General features: G+C 65.5%; 18 protein-coding genes. 11 read left to right on the top strand and 7 right to left on the bottom strand.

Features of this window, described 5'->3' with window-relative positions:
- Positions 1 to 2: 2 nt before the first annotated feature.
- Genes AC3A3G_RS04885 through AC3A3G_RS04895 form a run of 3 tightly spaced genes read right to left on the bottom strand, consistent with a single transcriptional unit; the run spans position 3 to position 1,866 of the window.
- Entirely contained in the window at positions 3 to 443 is a 441-nt protein-coding gene (locus tag AC3A3G_RS04885) for a flagellar basal-body protein FlbY (protein ID WP_487487675.1), read from the bottom strand.
- Positions 440 to 748: a rod-binding protein gene (locus tag AC3A3G_RS04890; protein ID WP_487487676.1), complete on the bottom strand. Its 309-nt coding sequence runs from the start codon at positions 746 to 748 to the stop codon at positions 440 to 442. Before AC3A3G_RS04890 ends, AC3A3G_RS04885 begins: the two co-directional genes overlap by 4 nt.
- Positions 748 to 1,866 (bottom strand): flagellar basal body P-ring protein FlgI, encoded by a 1,119-nt coding sequence (locus AC3A3G_RS04895; RefSeq protein WP_125900249.1) that lies wholly within the window; start codon positions 1,864 to 1,866, stop codon positions 748 to 750. The genes AC3A3G_RS04890 and AC3A3G_RS04895 overlap by 1 nt, the downstream gene beginning before the upstream one ends.
- A 184-nt stretch (positions 1,867 to 2,050) precedes the next feature.
- On the opposite strand from AC3A3G_RS04895, the gene AC3A3G_RS04900 reads away from it, so the two are divergent.
- The 4 genes from AC3A3G_RS04900 (at position 2,051) to gltX (ending at position 5,133) form a co-directional block, all read left to right on the top strand.
- Positions 2,051 to 2,479, top strand: coding sequence for a flagellar assembly protein FliX (locus AC3A3G_RS04900; protein WP_487487677.1), 429 nt, complete (start codon positions 2,051 to 2,053; stop codon positions 2,477 to 2,479).
- Positions 2,480 to 2,666: 187 nt separating this feature from the next.
- A complete protein-coding gene (dksA, locus tag AC3A3G_RS04905) occupies positions 2,667 to 3,101 on the top strand; it encodes an RNA polymerase-binding protein DksA (RefSeq protein WP_292059542.1) in 435 nt (144 codons plus the stop codon).
- A gap of 130 nt (positions 3,102 to 3,231) precedes the next feature.
- Positions 3,232 to 3,606, top strand: coding sequence for a DUF4377 domain-containing protein (locus tag AC3A3G_RS04910; RefSeq protein ID WP_487487678.1), 375 nt, complete (start codon positions 3,232 to 3,234; stop codon positions 3,604 to 3,606).
- A gap of 192 nt (positions 3,607 to 3,798) precedes the next feature.
- A complete protein-coding gene (gene gltX, locus AC3A3G_RS04915; protein ID WP_487487679.1) occupies positions 3,799 to 5,133 on the top strand; it encodes a glutamate--tRNA ligase in 1,335 nt (444 codons plus the stop codon).
- Positions 5,134 to 5,209: 76 nt separating this feature from the next.
- Here gltX and AC3A3G_RS04920 read toward each other — a convergent pair whose 3' ends face one another.
- Both AC3A3G_RS04920 and AC3A3G_RS04925 read right to left on the bottom strand, forming a co-directional pair.
- On the bottom strand, positions 5,210 to 5,503 hold the full coding sequence (locus tag AC3A3G_RS04920; protein ID WP_200165280.1) for a DUF8200 family protein: 294 nt from the start codon (positions 5,501 to 5,503) through the stop codon (positions 5,210 to 5,212).
- A 115-nt stretch (positions 5,504 to 5,618) separates the two neighbouring features.
- Positions 5,619 to 6,224, bottom strand: coding sequence for an LOG family protein (locus AC3A3G_RS04925; RefSeq protein WP_125900255.1), 606 nt, complete (start codon positions 6,222 to 6,224; stop codon positions 5,619 to 5,621).
- Positions 6,225 to 6,335: 111 nt separating this feature from the next.
- On the opposite strand from AC3A3G_RS04925, the gene AC3A3G_RS04930 reads away from it, so the two are divergent.
- The gene (locus AC3A3G_RS04930) at positions 6,336 to 7,130 is read left to right on the top strand and encodes a hypothetical protein (RefSeq protein WP_200165279.1); all 795 of its coding nucleotides are present in this window, start codon (positions 6,336 to 6,338) and stop codon (positions 7,128 to 7,130) included.
- Between the two features lie 101 nt (positions 7,131 to 7,231).
- Here the strand turns inward: AC3A3G_RS04930 and AC3A3G_RS04935 are convergent, their stop codons facing one another.
- Complete coding sequence (locus AC3A3G_RS04935) at positions 7,232 to 7,852, bottom strand: TetR/AcrR family transcriptional regulator (RefSeq protein WP_200165278.1); 621 nt, start codon at positions 7,850 to 7,852, stop codon at positions 7,232 to 7,234.
- Between the two features lie 176 nt (positions 7,853 to 8,028).
- Between AC3A3G_RS04935 and AC3A3G_RS04940 the strand changes: the two genes are divergently transcribed.
- The 6 genes from AC3A3G_RS04940 (at position 8,029) to AC3A3G_RS04965 (ending at position 16,355) form a co-directional block, all read left to right on the top strand.
- Positions 8,029 to 8,700 carry a Coq4 family protein gene (locus AC3A3G_RS04940; protein ID WP_289647640.1) on the top strand — a complete coding sequence of 224 codons (672 nt, stop codon included), beginning with the start codon at positions 8,029 to 8,031 and terminating at the stop codon, positions 8,698 to 8,700.
- A 102-nt stretch (positions 8,701 to 8,802) separates the two neighbouring features.
- A complete protein-coding gene (locus AC3A3G_RS04945) occupies positions 8,803 to 11,157 on the top strand; it encodes an acyl-CoA dehydrogenase (protein WP_368922748.1) in 2,355 nt (784 codons plus the stop codon).
- A complete protein-coding gene (locus AC3A3G_RS04950; protein ID WP_487487680.1) occupies positions 11,157 to 12,467 on the top strand; it encodes a 3-oxoacyl-ACP reductase in 1,311 nt (436 codons plus the stop codon). The genes AC3A3G_RS04945 and AC3A3G_RS04950 overlap by 1 nt, the downstream gene beginning before the upstream one ends.
- 56 nt (positions 12,468 to 12,523) lie before the next feature.
- Positions 12,524 to 13,342, top strand: a complete 819-nt coding sequence (locus AC3A3G_RS04955) for a MaoC family dehydratase (RefSeq protein WP_487487681.1) — start codon at positions 12,524 to 12,526, stop codon at positions 13,340 to 13,342.
- A complete protein-coding gene (locus AC3A3G_RS04960) occupies positions 13,342 to 14,628 on the top strand; it encodes an acetyl-CoA C-acetyltransferase (RefSeq protein WP_487487682.1) in 1,287 nt (428 codons plus the stop codon). The genes AC3A3G_RS04955 and AC3A3G_RS04960 overlap by 1 nt, the downstream gene beginning before the upstream one ends.
- Entirely contained in the window at positions 14,625 to 16,355 is a 1,731-nt protein-coding gene (locus AC3A3G_RS04965; RefSeq protein ID WP_487487683.1) for an AMP-binding protein, read from the top strand. Before AC3A3G_RS04960 ends, AC3A3G_RS04965 begins: the two co-directional genes overlap by 4 nt.
- On the opposite strand, the gene AC3A3G_RS04970 is transcribed toward AC3A3G_RS04965, so the two are convergent.
- Positions 16,352 to 17,215: a bile acid:sodium symporter family protein gene (locus tag AC3A3G_RS04970; RefSeq protein ID WP_487487684.1), complete on the bottom strand. Its 864-nt coding sequence runs from the start codon at positions 17,213 to 17,215 to the stop codon at positions 16,352 to 16,354. The two genes, AC3A3G_RS04965 and AC3A3G_RS04970, sit on opposite strands and share 4 nt — an antisense overlap.
- Between the last annotated feature and the right edge of the window lie 28 nt (positions 17,216 to 17,243).

Consider the following 17,243-nt stretch of genomic DNA (forward strand, 5'->3'; position numbering starts at 1 on the left):
CGTCAGGCGGTGCGGTTCAACGCCACAGCCCGCCCGTCGCCCTGCATGGCCTGGCCAGAAGCGCCATAGCCCACGCCCTGTGCGCGGGCGCCCGCCACCTCGGCTGCGATGGTGCGGACCAGGCCTTCGGAGACTTGGCGCGCCGCTTCCACGGTCACGGCGTGCTCGGCCAGCACCGCTTCAAAGGCCTCGGTCGCCTCGATCAGGGCGCGGCGGTCGGCCTCCGGCGCGACGGCGATGGCGGCCGGGTTGGCCTTCACCTGGGTGGATTCGCGACGATAGAGATTGGCCATCTCTTGCGTCTGGGCCATCCCCTCGTTCAGATCCTGGGCGCGATGGGCGCGCAGCGCCTCCATTTCCAACGACAGGCGCTCGGTCAGGTCGCGGGTCAGGCGCGTCAGGTGCTGTACGCGCAGGGCGGCGGTTTCGACATCGGCGGTCATGCGCCTTGCTCCTGCATCTTGATCATCTGGGCCAGAACACTGTCGGCCAGGCCGATGCCGCCCGCCTTCACCGTTTGCTGGGCCATGGCGTCGACCAGGAAGCCGCGCCAGGCGGCCTCGCCGGCGCCGCCGCCGAAGGGCGCTTCGGTGCTCAGACCCTCGAACATGGGCTTCATCATCTGCGACAGGAAGCTGGCCTCGAAGGCTTCGGCCGTACGGCGCATGGCCTTCTGGTTCTCCGACAGGGCCGGATTGGCGGGGGCGTTGGCGCGCAGCAGGTCGGGAGAGACGGCGAGGGGGCTCATCAGATCACCTCGATTTCGGCTTGCAGGGCGCCGGCGGCCTTGATGGCCTGCAGGATGCTGATCATGTCGCGCGGGCTGACACCGAGGGCGTTCAATCCGTTGACCAGGGTGGACAGGGAAGTCGAGCCGCCGACGATCCGCATCTGGCGGCCGGTTTCCTCGGAGATGCTGATGTCCGACTGGGGCACGACGACGGTCTGGCCGCCGCGGCTGAACGGTTCAGGCTGGCTGACCAGAGGGGTCTCCTGGACCGAGACGGTCAGGTTGCCTTGGGCCACGGCGACGGTCGAGATGCGCACGGCCTCGCCCATGACGATAACGCCGTTGACCTCGTCGATAATGACCTTGGCCGGAGAATCGATCTGGACCGGCAGGTTCTCGACCCGGCTGAGGAAGCCGGCCATGCCGAAGTTCTGGGGCGCGCGGATGGCGACCACGGTGCCGTTTTCGGCGAAGGCGCTCTGGGGGTAGGTCTGGTTGATGGCGGCGGCGATGCGCTGGGCCGTAGTGAAGTCCGGATTGCGCAGGTTCAAGCGCACCACCGGCATGGAGCCGAGGTCGAAGCCGGTCTCGCGTTCGACCACGCCGCCCGAGGCGATGCGGCCCGCCGTGGGAACACCGCGGGTGATCGATGAGCCGGAGCCGCCCGAGGCCGAAACGGCTCCGGTCTGAACCGAACCTTGCGACACAGCGTAGATTTCGCCGTCAGCGCCTTGCAGGGCGGTGACCAGCAGCGTGCCGCCCAGCAGGCTCTTGGCGTCACCCATGGCCGAGACGCTGACGTCCAGCCGCGAGCCGGGCGTGGCGAAGGGCGGCAGTTCGGCCGTGACCATGACGGCGGCCACGTTCTTGGTGTTCAGGTTGGCGCCGCGGATGTTGACGCCCTGGCGCTCCATCATCCCCTCCAGCGACTGTCGGGTGAAGGGGGAGTTGCGGACGCTGTCGCCCGTGCCGTTCAGGCCGACCACCAGGCCGTATCCGACCAACTGGTTCGAGCGGACGCCCTCGATGGAGACGATGTCCTTGATGCGCGACTGGGCCTCGGCCGCGCCTGGCTGGGCGGCGAGAACCAGGGCCGCGATGGCCGGGCCGATAAGGGCGGTAAGCAACTTCTGCATACGACAGACGTCCCTGCGTGAGCGTTCGCGATTAACCATGCGAGGATCGTGCCGAAGGAAAACGTCAGTGAATTCAACATTGATCGATTTTGGGTCCGACGCCTGGCGGCAGGTTTTGCCGAGCCGTTAACCAAGACTTCAGCCCCTGAGGGCATGGTGCGAGGCGTAGAAGGAGACGTCTTGCATGAAGGTCACCGGACCCTTGGGCGCCGCTTCGACGCCGACCACGCGACCCGCTGCACGTGCTGCGGGTGGTTTCGCCCTGCCGACGACCGGAGGCGCGGTCTCTGCGGCTCAGGCCGGCGCGACCTCATCCGCGTCAGGCGTCGCGAGCGCTGCGGCTCTGATGGCGTTGCAAGGCGTGGAAGACCCGACGGAGCGCCGCCGTCGCGCCATTCGCCGGGGCTCTGGTCTGCTGGATCGACTGGACGAGCTGAAGCTGGCGCTGCTGGGCGGTCAGGACGGGGCGGCGGCTCTGGGGCGTCTGGCCCGTGACCTGCGCGAAGAACGCGATGAGGACGCTGAGCCGGGCCTGAAAGCTGTGCTGGACCAGATCGACCTGCGCGCTTCGGTGGAATTGGCAAAAGCGGAAATAAGCCGGTCGCGCGCTTGAAGGCGTTGAAACTTCGGATGAACCCCGGATTTCCGGGGCTTTGTGAGGATAATTCGCCACACTGCCCCTGCGGAAGCGCAGCTTAGCCATATCACGGACTCGCGAACGCCATTGCCGCGACTCTTGCGCTTGCCTATACGGCCCATGCGCCGCAGGGGGGCGCGATTAGGGAATGAGTGTGAGTGCGATGACCGCATTGGCCTCTGTAGTGTCCGGGGATACGGCTGTTTATCGGCCGACCGACGACGAACCGTTCATGAACGAACGACAGGTCGCCTATTTCAAGACCAAGCTCTTGTCCTGGAAAGACGACATTCTTCGCGAGTCGAAGGGCACCGTCACCAATCTGAAAGCCGAGACCGAGAACCACCCAGACTTGGTGGACCGGGCCTCGTCGGAATCCGATCGCGCGCTGGAGCTTCGGACTCGCGACCGGCAACGCAAGCTGATCTCCAAGATCGACGACGCGCTGCGCCGGATCGAGGATGGCTCTTACGGCTATTGCGAGGATACCGGCGAGCCGATCGGTCTGGGCCGCCTGGAGGCTCGCCCGACGGCGACCTTGTCGGTGGAAGCTCAGGAGCGGCATGAACGTCGTGAGCGGGTTCACCGAGACGACTGAAGCGATGCAAACTTTCGTCAAATGACGAAAAGTTCGGGTTTGCTCCAAGCTTGAGCCATTTTACGCTGCGATAAGCGCGACGACGGCGTTGATCTGCCGTTGTTGCTCTTAATCTATGCAAGGATGTTTCATGACCCGTACGTTCGCCTCTCTTTCGGCTGTCGCCTTGTTGGCGCTGGGGGCCTGCGCTCAGACATCGACTGTCGAACCCGCGCCGCTGGTCCCTGCGGGGCAGGACGGCGTTGTGGAGAAGGTTGTCTACGTGGCCTCTGAAATGCGCCCATGCACGGCAGGCGTGGCGCGGACGACCTGCCTGCAGGTGCGTGAGACCGAGAACGCACCCTGGGAACTGCACTATTTCGGCTACGAAGGCTTCGAGCATAAGCCGGGCGTGGAGTACCGCCTGCGCGTTCGCGGCACGCCGGTCGCCAATCCCCCGGCCGACTCCTCCTCGATTCGCTGGTCGCTGATCGAGATTCTGGACCAGAAGCCGGCGCAGAACTGATCAGGGGTTCCGGTCGCGTTTCTCTTGACTTCGAGGGGGACGTGATCGACCTAGACGCTTATCGGAACGGCGTCGCACCTGCACAGGTGCGACGCCTTTTCGACGTTTTCAGAGACTGGACGCTCTGCCCGGATCATCATGGTCTGCGGCGGGCCGCCCGGCCGCCTTCGCTTTCAGGCTCGCAGGATCCTCATGTCCGTCAAGGTTCGTTTCGCTCCGTCTCCCACGGGTAAGCTGCACGTCGGCAATGTCCGCACGGCTCTGGTGAACTGGCTGTTCGCCAAGGGGCAGGGCGGTTCCTTCGTGCTGCGGATCGACGATACCGACCTGGTCCGTTCGACCCAAGAGTCGGAAGACAACATCGAGATCGACCTGAAGTGGCTGGGCTTGACCTGGGACGAGCGCTACAACCAGTCCAAGCGGTTCGATCGCTATGAAGAGGCCGCCGCCAAGCTGAAGGCCGATGGCCGCCTCTACCCCTGCTATGAAACCGCCGACGAACTGGACCGTCGCCGCAAGGTGCAGTTGTCGCGCGGCCTGCCGCCCATCTATGACCGCGCCGCCCTGTCGCTGACTGATGCTGAGAAGGCCGCGCTGGAGGCCGAAGGCCGCCGTCCGCACTGGCGCTTCAAGCTGGAAGGCAAGCGCGTCGCCTGGGAAGACCTGGCGCGCGGCCACGCCGAGGTAGACACCGCCTCCATGTCCGACCCGGTGCTGATCCGCGAAGACGGCCTGTTCCTCTATACGCTGCCGTCGGTCGTCGACGACATCGACATGGAGATCACCCACATCATCCGGGGCGAGGACCACGTCACCAACACCGGCGCCCAGATCGAGATCTTCGAAGCGCTGGGGGCCAAGGTTCCCGGCTTCGCTCACATGCCGCTGCTGGTCGGCGCTGACGGCACGGCCCTGTCCAAGCGACTGGGTTCGCTGGCCATCATGGACATGCGCGCCGACGGCTATGAGCCGATCGCCATCACCAGCCACCTGGGCAAAATCGGCACCTCGGACAATCTGGAGGTCGCCGCTTCGCTGCAGGAACTGGGCGAGGCCTTCGCCTTCTCCAAGATGGGCCGTTCGCCCGCCCGCTATGACACGGCCGATCTGGATCGCCTGAACGCCCAGGCGGTGCACGGGATCGACTACGCCGCGGCCCAGCCGCGCCTGGAAACCCTGGGCGTCGACCTGGGCGAGACCTTCTGGAACACGGTGAAGGGCAACCTCAGCAAATTCGGCGACGTCGTTGAGATGGCGAAGATCGTTACGGGGCCGGTGACGCCGGTGATCGAGGACGCCGCCTTCGCCGCCGCGGCTCTGGAACTGCTGCCCGAAACCATTGACGCCGACGCCTGGTCGACCTGGACCTCGGCGGTGAAGGACAAGACCGGCGCCAAGGGCAAGGGTTTGTTCATGCCGCTGCGCCTGGCGCTGACGGGTCAGGCGCACGGCCCGGACATGGCGGCCATGATCCCGCTGATCGGGCGCGAACGCATGATCCAGCGCCTGAAGGGCGAAACCGCCTGACGGTCCGCCCAAGGGATAGAAGAAAGGCCGCCCTCGTCATGAAGGCGGCCTTTTTCATTTAGGACTGAAGTCGGGATCAGCCCGCGTTGCAGGCGGCGATCTCTTCTGCGCTCAGGGCCTGGCCCTTGTAGGAGAAGCTGGTCACCGGGCCGATCTTGGCGACCACGCGACGGCAGGCGCGCGTCGCGGGCTGATTGGAGCCGCCGGTGGCGGTGCAGGCGTCGCCTTCGCAGCGCCAGGTGGCGCCGTCGACGATCACACGGCCGGTCGGGGCCTTGGCGGCGTCAGCCAGGGTGGCGCTGGTGGCCGGGGCCTGGGCGAAGGCAGGGGCGGCCGCGAACAGGACGGCGGCGGCGAGAAGAGCACGCATGAACAGTCTCCGATAAGGGTAGGGCGCACGCCCAGCACCGCCATAGTCCGTTCTTTTAGAAAACTGTCAATGCGGCTTTCTGTCGAGGGATCGGCGTTTACTGACCTACGTTTACTTACCGACGATCATGTTTCAAGTGGGGCGTGTCCTGAGCTGATTTCATGGCTTCGATCGCGCCTTCGACGGAATCGACGCTGACATAGGCCTCCAGGAAGCTGGGCGGGGTCATGCCCTTGGCCACCGTATGCTCGATCAGGGTGAAGAAGCCGTCCCAGAAACCATCCAGATTCAAGAAGATGACCGGCTTGGCGTGCAGGTCCAACCGTTTCCACGACAGCAGTTCGACCACTTCCTCCAGGGTGCCGACGCCGCCCGGGGCGACGACGAAGACGTCGGATTCGTCGTACATCAGTTGTTTGCGTTCGTGCATGGAGGTGACGACGATCGTCTCCACATCGTCGAACAGGCGCTCTCGGCTGCGCAGGAAGGCGGGCATGATGCCGACGACGCGACCGCCGGCTTCATGCGCTGCGCGAGCCGAGGCGCCCATAAGGCCCACGCCGCCGCCGCCATAGACGAAGCGCCAGCCCGCCTCGGCCGTCGCCTTGCCGAATTCCGCGGCCGCCTGGATGTAGCGCGGGTCGGTTCCGTCAGACGAGCCGCAGAACAGGCAGACGGATTGGCCTTCGAAGGGGGCGATGTTGACGGAGGGCAAGGACATGGAGTGTTTGACGACCTTCACGATTAGAGCGCCAGCACTAACCGGCTGGCCTGTATGACGCCACAACCTATAGTGACGCGCGGCAGGATGGAACGAGCGAAGGAGGGCGGGATGAAGGCGAAAGCGACGGGACTGCAGGGTTTGGGCCTGGGGCTGGCCGCGTGTCTCGGTCTTGTCGCCGCCGGCTGCGGCGCGCCTTCGTCGGTGCAAGAAGAACCGACCGAAACCGAGCAGGAAAGCTGGGCCGCTGCTCCGCATATCGACAGGGTAACGATACAGAAGTCTGGCTTCCTGATCAGCGGTCAGGCGCCGCCCGGTTCACGGGTGGTCCTGAGCAGCGCTGTTGGCGCCGCCATGGCTGCGGGCGCGGATGCGAGAGGACGCTTTGAACTGCCTGTGGGGGCGGAGGCGGTTGGTTATGTTCTGACGCCGGAAATTCAGATCGGCCAGACGCCTGTCCCGGGGGCTGAACGGCTTCTGCTGGCGGGGGAGAGCGCCGTGGTCGGGGCCTTGCTGATTGATGGCGGGGCGAGCCGGCGATTGACGGAAGGCCCCAGCCTGGACGCGGTCGACGGCGACGGGCGCGGACTGCTGCTTTCGGGACGGTCTGACCCTGGGCGAAGAATCGAAGTGCGTAGCGAAGGCGAAACGGTCGTCGCCGTGGCGGATGAGGCTGGTTTCTGGGTTGCACCGCTGTCACGTGTCAGCGACCGCGAAGCGCATATCGAAGTGGGTGATGATCGTTACATTTACCCAGGGCCGGGACCGGCGACAGGGCGCGCCGAACGTGCAGCGCAGGGCTGGCGGGTCACGCGCGTGCTCTCGGGCGCAGCGCGACAGACGAGCTGGTTTCCGGACGCGACCAAGGCGGCTCCGCTGACAGAAACGTCGTTAACGCCGCATTAACCAAACTGGGTGATTTACGGAGCGTCTTCTTTTTGTGAGGACACCCACCATCACCGAATGACTTCAAGCCCGGCGCCTGGCGTCGGGCTCTCTTTTTGTGGTCATGTGCGCGGGTGCATGGTCAAGAAGGCTGGCAGGAGGCTGGCCACGACCTGACGGCTGGCTCCATCGGGTTGGCCCAGCATCTCGCGCAGCGGATCGCCGATCAGCGCCTCGCCGAACGCGCTCAATGCGATGAAGAGCACGGCCGAACCAATGGTCTCGTCCGCCTGTTCGCCGCTGAGGCCGATCTTTTCCTTGATGGCCATGACCAGATTCTGAACCGCTTCACGCACGGGCTCCAAGTGCGACAGGTCGCCGGACAGGGCGATCCACGCGGCCAGTCGTCCAGCGCCGCCAGTCGAGAAGGCGTCGAAAACGGCGTTGATGAGTTCAAGCGGCGCGCCTTCGTCGGTTCGCAAGCGAGCGACGGCGGCGTCCAGTGCGTCGCTGAGGTCCGCCACCATCGAGCCCATGAGCGCTGATTGAAGGCCTGCAGCTGAACCGAAGTGGTGGATCAGGTTCGCATGGGTGACGCCGATCTCTCCCGCGACAGCCGCCAAGGTCACGGCGTTTGGTCCCCCTGACAACAAAAGATCACGGGCTGAGGCCAGGGCTTCGCGTCGCGCTTCTTCGGGAGAGCGCCGTCTGCGACGAGGTTTGTCGGCGATTTTAATTGACATTTGTGTAAATGACATCCATGTAGATAACGTGTCTTACGAGTCGTCCAAGGAGACTGCAAGCCATGGTCGCGACAGCGCTTGATGATAATGCTGGCATATTCGGCGTTCGCGAACCCTCTCGTACGCTAACCCGTCGAGTTCAGCCCATCCGCGCCGCTCGCGCCATACGGCGACTGGTGGCGGACAAGGATGATACCGAACAGGTGTTCGAAATCATGAACGCCTTGGCGGGCCGATCTGTTGACTGGGGTTACGCCAAGTTGATGAGCACGTCAGAGGGCGGACTTCAGGCCTATCGGCGGCAGGAATTGGCAGACCGTCTTCAGGACCGGGACTGGCTGAAGGCGCTCCCAGCGGGCAGCGTCGGCGCCGCGTATCTGGATTTCGTCGTGGCTCAAGACCTGTCCGCCTATGGACTGGCGGATGAAAGCCGCAAGGTGGCGGACAGCGAGATCGAAGCCGCCCATCCGCGCGCCTGGTACGCGCGTCGTCTGCGTGACGTGCACGATATCTGGCACGTTCTGACCGGCTATCGGACTGACGCCTTGGGTGAAGCCTGCGTGGTGGCTTTTTCACTGCCGCAGACTCGCAGTTCAGGATTTGGCCTGATTGCGGCGGCGATCGCCGTGCAGTTCGCACGCGCTCGCACCGGCTATCCTTGCGCCCGCGCGGTGTTCAGGGCGTGGCGCGACGGACGTCGTGCAGCCTGGCTGCCGGGGCAGGACTACGAGGCCTTGCTGGCTGAACCGCTGGACCAGGCGCGTCGCCGCCTGCGCATCTCTACGCCTTACATCTATGAGCGCGTGCCGCGCGACGTCTGCAACGCCTACCTGGGCGGCAAGGGCTGAAAGACGGCGTTCGGGGAGCGTGGTCGGGGCGGCCGCGTTTCCTCGAAAGTAGTGAACTGAAGAGCGCCTGCGCGACGTGGTTCGCAGGGGAGGGATGACATCATGTTGATAGGGATCACGGTCGCCACTGTCGTGGCGGTCTTTATGACCCTGGTCTTCGCGCCTGTACGCAGAAGCCTGTTGTCGCGCCCGGCGATGGGAGCCTTTCGTCGCATCATGCCGCGCATGAGCGCGACCGAGCAGGCGGCGATCGAGTCCGGCAACGTCTGGTGGGACGCGGAGTTGTTCTCCGGCCGGCCGGATTGGAAGCGGCTGCTGGCGACGCCTGCGCCGCGACTGACTGACGACGAGCAGGCTTTCCTCGACGTCGAGACCGAAAGACTGTGCGATCTGTCCAGCGATTGGGACAGTACGTCGGTGTGGCAGGATTTGCCGCCCGACGCCTGGACCTATGCACGGGAGAAGGGCTTCCTGGGCATGATCATTCCCGAGGCTTACGGCGGTCTGGGCTTCTCGGCCTATGCGCACAGCCAGGTGATCCAGAAGCTATCGACGCGTTGCTCGGCGGCGGCGGTGTCCGTGATGGTGCCCAATTCCCTGGGGCCGGCTGAACTGCTGCTTCACTACGGCACGGAAGAACAGAAGAGTTATTATCTGCCGCGCCTGGCGCGCGGTGACGAGATTCCGTGCTTCGCCCTGACCAACCCGTTTGCAGGCTCCGACGCCGCGTCGATCACCGACACGGGCGTGGTCTGCAAGGCTATGTGGGAGGGACGCGAGACCCTGGGTTTCCGCATCACATGGCGAAAACGTTACATCACCCTGGCCCCCATCGCGACGGTGATCGGTCTAGCCTTCCGCGCGGTCGATCCGGACGGGCTGCTGGGCGAAGGCGAGGAGCCGGGGATTACCTGCGTCCTGATCCCGCGCGAGCATCCGGGGGTGCGGATCGGGCGTCGTCACTGGCCGTTGAACGCCGTCTTCCAGAATGGGCCGATCGAGGGTGACGACGTCTTCGTGCCGATGGAGATGGTTATCGGCGGGCGCAAACAGGTCGGCAACGGCTGGCGGATGCTGATGGAGTGCCTAGCGGCGGGTCGCGCCATCTCCCTGCCGTCCTCGAACGTAGGAATGTCCAAGCTGGCCGTCGGCATGGTCGGCGCCTATGTCGCCATTCGACGCCAGTTCAACCAGCCGATCGGCGCCTTCGAGGGCGTGCAGGAGGCCCTGGCCCGGATGGCTGGACACCTCTACGCTACGGATGCCGTGCGGCGGCTGGCCGCGACAGCGCTGGACCAGGGCGAGAAGCCCTCGGTCGTCTCGGCCATCGCCAAATACCACGTGACTGAACGCGCCCGGATCATCGTCAATGACGGTATGGACGTGATCGGCGGCAAGGGCGTCTGCATGGGGCCGAGCAACTTCCTGGCTCGCGCTTATCAGCAGATTCCGGTCGCTATTACGGTCGAGGGCGCGAATATCATGACTCGCACCCTGATCATCTACGGCCAGGGCGCGATTCGCTGTCATCCTTACGTCCTGCCGTTGATGCGGACAGCCGAGGCGCAGGATCTGAAGACCTTCGACCGAAACCTCTTCGGTTACGTGGGCTTTGTACTTGGCACTATGGCGCGCGCGGTCGGGTTCAGCCTCACGGGCGGAGCGCTGATCTCGGCGCCGGGCGACGCAGCGCCGGAGCTTAGGCGCTACTATAAGCAGGCAGTGCGGCTTTCGACTCTGCTGGCGCTGGCGTCGGATATCTCGATGGCTACGGTCGGTGGCGCGCTGAAGCGCAAGGGCGCGCTGACCGGACGGCTGGGCGATATCCTATCCCAGCTCTTCATCCTGTCGTCCACGTTGAAGCGGTTTGAGGACGAAGGGCGTCCGGCGGAAGATCTGCCCTTTGTGCATTGGGCGGCACAGGATGCGCTGAATCGTGCGGCGACCGCTTGGCGGGAACTGCTGACCAATCACCCGAGCCGAGGCGCGGCCCTGTTTCTGAAATTGACGGGGACGCCGTTCGGTCTGAAGGCGCCGACGCCCGGCGACGCCTGTGCGGCCGAGGTTGCGGGATTGATACAGCGCCCCGGCCCCGCGAGGGATCGTCTGGTGGCCGGATCGTGGAGAGCCAGTCTGGAGGTCGATCCCATCGCCGCCGTTCTGGTCGCCTTCGATCTGTACCCGCAAGTGGAGGCTGTGGAGGCGCGGCTGAAACCGGCGATCAAGGGCGGGCGCTTGTCGCGTGCGCCGCAGGATCTGACCCAACTGGACGCCTGGGCGATCGAGGCCGAGGCGCAAGGCCTGATCGACGCCGAGGAAAAGGCTCTGATCGCGCGCTACGCCGAGGTCGCGATCCGGGCGATCCAGGTCGATGATTTCCCACAGGACTTCGGCCTGGCTGAAGGCTTGGCGCGGCGCGAGGCGGCCTCGGCGGGCAAGGGACGCAAGGCCGCCTGATGTCGGACCGCTACCTGGACTTCGCCAACAGCGGGATCGGCGGATGGCTGACGGGAGCGCTGGGCCTGCCGCGTCCTTTGCCGCTTCGTCGTCGAGCAGAGGGCGGCGCGACACCCGTGGGGCCGTTGCTGCTGGGCGGGAGCATGCGTCTGTCGTCGCTATCGCATCGACTGGCCGAGCGGTGGGGCGTCGAGCTTCACGCGGCAGCTAGAGAAGATGAGCGCTACGGCGGACTGATCTTCGACGCCTCAGACGTCGCTGATATGGCAGGCGCGGCGGATCTCTATCGTTTTTTCCATGAAACGGTGCGCCGACTTGGGCCTTGCGGACGCATGGTGGTGATCGGCCGCCCCCCTGAAAGCATGGTCGATGCCGAAGGCGAGGCTGTGCAACGCGGGCTGGAAGGCTTCGTCCGATCGTTGGCCAAGGAAGCGCGTGATGGCGGGACCGCGCAGTTGCTGCGGATCGCGCCGGGTGCGGAAGAGGCGGCGTCGTCCAGCCTGGGCTTCTTCCTGTCGCCGCGTTCGGCCTATGTCTCTGGACAGGTGGTGACGATCGGGGCGGCGGCCCCTGTCCAGATGTTCGCCGAGCGAAGACGCGTTCTGATCACCGGCGCGTCACGTGGGATCGGCGAGGCCATGGTGCGGTTGTTTACGACCGAAGGCTATGCCGTGACGGCGCTCGATGCGCCGGAAGCAGAGACCGACCTACGTGCGCTGGTCACCCAGATCGGCGCTGAGGCGCTGAGCCTCGACATCACTGCGGTCGATGCGGTGGAGCGATTGATCCATTCCGCGCGGACCGCGGGCGGATATGACGCCGTGATCCACAACGCCGGAATCACGCGCGACCGCACCCTGGCGCGGATGTCCGAGGCCGAGTGGGACGGCGTCATGGCGGTCAATCTTGGCGCGCCCCTGGCTTTGACGCGGGCGTTGCTGGGGGCTGGGCTGGTCCGGCCAAACGGGCGGATCGTGGCGGTGTCCTCGCTCAGCGGTATTGCGGGGAACAAGGGCCAGGCCAACTACGCCTTGTCTAAGGCGGGCTGGATCGGCGCGGTGCGGCGTCTGGCGGTCGAGGCGGGCGCCGGGATCACCATCAACGCCGTCGCGCCGGGTTTCATCGAGACCCGCATGACGGCCGCCATCCCCTTCGCCATTCGCGAGGCGGGACGGCGAATGAATAGCCTGGGACAGGGCGGCCAGCCGGTCGACGTGGCTGAGACTGCACTGTGGCTGGCTGAACCGGACAACGGCGGGGTGAATGGGGCCGTGGTTCGTGTCTGCGGTCAGAGCTTGCTGGGGGCCTGACGAATGCGGCGGATGGAAGGATGAGGGGAGCGGCGTCGCCGATCACCATACTGCAGATGGCGCGCGGGCTGCTGCGTGGCGAAACGAAGACGCGTGACTTGCCGGGGGCTTGGCTGAGGGCGAACGACATACGGCTGGATGCCGATGCGATCGCCGACTACGGTCGGTTGTGCGGCTTTCAGGAAGGGCAAGGCGTGCCGTTGACCTGGCCGCATATCCTGGCCTTTCCAATGCATTTGCGCTTGATGATGCGGCCGGATTTCCCGTTCCCGCTGGCGGGCCTGGTGCATCTGCATAATCGTATCCGCCAGCGAGCGCGTCTGACGCCAGGCGAAACCTTAAGTCTCGATACAAGCTTTGGTTGCTTGATGACGCACGAACGGGGCCAAGCGTTCAGCATCCTGACCGCCGCGCATCGAGATGGCGTGGTCGTGTGGGAGGGTCAGAGCGTTTATCTGAAACGCGGCGGCCAGGGACGAGGCTTGGCGGCCCCGGCGATGCGAGCGGCGTCTGAGATGGCGCGCGACCAGGCCTGGCGAGTCCCAGCTGATCTAGGACGCCGCTACGCCGGTGTATCGGGCGACGCCAACCCCATCCACACCTCGGCGCTGGGCGCGCGGCTGTTCGGCTTTCCGCGCGCCATCGCTCACGGCATGTGGACCAAGGCGCGGGCGCTGGCCGTCTTGACCCCCCCGAGGGGCCTTGATGCGGCGGAGATCGAAGTTTCTTTCCGCTCGCCCTTGCTGCTTCCTGGCGAGGCGGCGTTTTTTGTCACGCCTGATCGCCGCGATTTCGAGGTGCGTGATCCGACAGGCGAGCGCGTTCATCTGCGAGGGCGGCTGAACGTTCTCGCGTCATCGGAGATTACCGTCTGATGCTGACCCTGTCTGCGCCGCGCCGTGTCGCCATCGTCGGCGCCAATCGCATTCCCTTCGCCCGATCGAACACGGCTTACGCCGAGGCGTCGAACCAGGACATGCTGACGGCGGCGTTGCAGGGGCTAGTCGATCGCTTTGATCTGCATGGGCTGCGGCTGGGCGAGGTGGCGGCGGGCGCGGTGCTGAAGCTCTCGCGTGATATCGCGCTGACGCGTGAAAGCGTGCTGGGTACGACCTTGGGTCACGACACGCCCGCCTATGACGTCCAGCAAGCCTGCGGCACAGGTCTGGAAGCCGCCATACTGGTCGCCAACAAGATCGCCTTGGGCCAGATCGAGGTCGGGATCGCGGGCGGAGTGGACACGACATCGGATGCGCCCATCGCTCTGAATGAAGGCTTTCGGCAGGCGTTGCTGGCCGCCAATCGCGAGAAGACCGCGTTGGGGCGGTTGAAGGCCTTGTCGCGCGCAGGCTTGACCGCGCCCTTTCGGCCCGAACCGCCGCGCAACGCCGAGCCGCGCACGGGTTTGTCGATGGGCGAGCATTGCGAGCTGATGGCCAAACGCTGGGCCATCCCGCGTGAGGCGCAGGACGCTCTGGCGATCCGCAGCCATCGCAATATGGCGGCGGCCTATGAGGCGGGGCTGTTCGACGAGATGATCACCCCCTTCAACGGGTTGACGCGCGACAACAATCTGCGGCCCGATATCGATCCGGCCAAGGTCGCGGCGATGAGGCCGGTCTTCGATCGCGAGAACGGCACGCTGACGGCGGCCAACTCCACCCCGCTGACGGATGGCGCATCGACGGTACTGTTGGCCAGCGAGGAATGGGCGAAGGCGCGGGGACTGCCGATCCTGGCCTGGATAAGGGCGGGCGAGACGGCGGCCGTGGACTTCGTCAGCGGTGAGGAAGGCCTGCTGATGGCGCCCGCCTACGCCGTGCCGCGGATGCTGGCCAAGCTGGGACTGACGCTGCAGGACTTCGACTTCTACGAGATCCATGAGGCCTTCGCCGCCCAGGTGCTGTGCACGCTGAAGGCCTGGGAAAGCGACGACTATGCGTGCGCCCGGCTGGGACTGGATCGGGCGCCTGGCGCCATCGACCTAGAGCGACTGAATGTCCACGGCTCGTCTCTGGCGGCCGGGCATCCGTTCGCGGCGACGGGCGGACGCATCCTGGGCAATCTGGCGCATATGCTGAACAGGATGGGCAAGGGGCGCGGTTTGATCTCCATCTGCGCCGCCGGGGGGCAGGGCGTCGTCGCCGTGGTCGAGAAATGAGCGCGACGCTGGATGTGACGAAGACCGAGGCCGATCGCCTGTGGGCCGAGCGCTTCTGGACACGCGCCTATCGGCCCGACGTGCCGGCGACGATCGACGACGAATTGGTGCAATGGGCTTCGGTCGCCGACCTGTTTGCGGCGGACGCCCACAAGTATGCGGACCGCGTCGGCTTCGTCAGCATGGGTTCGGGTGTGACCTATGGCCGGACGCTGTCGGAAGCGCGAGCATTTGCGGCCGGGTTGCAGGCCAAGGGCGTGCAGCCGGGCGACCGGGTGGCGCTGATGATGCCGAATTGCCTGCAGTATCCGGTGGCGCTGTTCGGCGTGCTGTTCGCCGGGGCGGTGGTGGTCAATGTCAACCCGCTCTACACCCCGCGTGAGCTGCGGCATCAGCTCAAGGACAGCGGCGCGGTCGCCATCGTCGCGATGGAAATGTTCGCCGCCACTCTGGAACAGGCGCTGGAGGGGACAGACGTTCGCCATGTCATCGTCACGGCCATGGGCGACATGATGGGGCGGGTGAAGGGGACGGCGATCACCGCCCTGTTGCGCCATGTCGAAAAGCTGGTTCCCAAGTGGCGGATTGCTCAGGCGGAGCGCTGGCCCGCCGTGATGCGTCGGGCGCGGCGCCTGACGCTGAAAACGGTCGAGACGAAGGCAGAAGACCTCGCCTTCCTGCAATATACAGGGGGTACGTCCGGGGTGGCCAAGGGCGCCATGCTGACCCATCGGAACATCATCGCCAATGTTCTGCAGGGGCGCGCCTGGATCATGGCCCAGATCCCGCAGGATCAGGTGGTCGGCAACGTCACCATGCTGCCGCTCTATCATATCTTCTCCCTGACGGCGAACCTGCTGATGTTCGTGGGCGTGGGCGGGCGCAACATCCTGATCGCCAATCCGCGCGACGCGAAGCGGGTGGAATGGGTGCTGAGAAAAGAGCGGTTCGCGGCCTTCACCGGCCTGAACACCCTGTTCGCCGGCCTGCTGAAGAATGACGCCTTCCGCGATCGCGATTTCTCCGATCTGCGCCTGACCGTGGCCGGGGGCATGGCGACCCAGGCGTCGGTCGCCGAGGCCTGGCAGTCCGTGACCGGGGCGCCGCTGATTGAAGGTTACGGCCTGACCGAAACCTCGCCGGTGGTCTGCATCGGCTATGTGGATATCGAGCGCCCCGAGACGATGGGCTTCGACGGCACGGTCGGCCTGCCTGTGCCTTCGACCGAGGTGCGGATGCGGCGGGACGACGGTAGCTGGTGCGGGATCGACGAGCCGGGCGAGCTGTGCGTGCGCGGCCCCCAGGTCATGCGCGGCTACTGGAACCGGCCAGAGGAGACGGCCAAGGTTCTGTCGCCCGAAGGCTGGCTGGCGACAGGCGATGTCGGGGTGATGCAGGCGGACGGCCGGGTGCGGCTGGTCGACCGTATCAAGGACATGATCCTGGTGTCCGGCTTCAACGTCTATCCAAATGAAATCGAGGACGTGGTGGCGGCTCACCCTCTGGTGGACGAGGTGGCGGCCGTCGGCGTGCCCGACCCGATTCAAGGAGAGCGGATCAAGGTGATCATCGTGCCGCGCTCGCCCGAGCTGACAGAGGCGATGATCATCGCCCACTGCCGCGAGCGGTTGACCGCCTATAAGACGCCCCGCATCATCGTCTTCCGCGACCAGCCCCTGCCCAAGACCAATGTCGGCAAGGTGCTGCGCCGTGAACTGCGGGATTAGGCGGCTTCGGTCTTCCCGCGCGTGATCAGGAAGCCGAAAGCGGCCGCCAGCGGGAACATTAGTACGCCATAAACGGCGCCGGGCAGGGTCATCTCCGAGCTGTTCAGCACGGACTGGGCGATGACAATGGCCAGGGTGGCGTTATGCAGCCCGACTTCGAAGGCGCTGGCGACGGCTTGTGGGCGCTCGATCTTCAGCAGGCGCGGCACGCTGTATCCCATGCACAGGCTGAGCAGGCAGAAGGCCACGGTGACGCCGGCCAGATTGCCGATCTGGCTCATCAGCACCTCGAAGCTGGACGCCGCCGCGCCGAGGATGACCAGCACCAGGATCAGGATGGAGGCCAGACGAACAGGCTTGTCCATTAGGGCGGCGAATGCCGGGCGCCATCCGCGCACCAGCATCCCCAGCGCGACCGGCGCCAGAACGATCATGAAGACCTCGACCGTCTTCTTGAACTGCAGGCCGACGTGCAGGTCGCCGGGCTGGAAGTAGGCGATCGCCAGATTGACCACGACGGGCAGGGTGACGACTGCGATGACCGAGTTGATCGCCGTCAGGCTGATGTTCAGGGCCACGTCGCCGCGGAACAGATGGCTGTAGAGATTGGCCGTCGTCCCGCCCGGTGAGGCCGCCAGCAGCATCATGCCGACCGCCAGCACGGGCGGCAGACGGAACAGCAGCACCAGGCCGAAACAGAGGGCCGGCAGCAACAGCAACTGACAGGCCAGCGCCACGCCCGCCGCCCTGGGCCGCTTGGCCACGCGGGCGAAGTCTGTGGGCGTCAGCCCTAATCCCAGGCCGAACATGATGATGCCCAGCGCCACGGGCAGGCCGATGGTGGCCAGTGCGGAATCCATGCGTCGATCCTCCCCCCAGCGCCCGGTA

It is taken from the genome of Brevundimonas sp. Soil_N_31 (assembly GCF_057655995.1).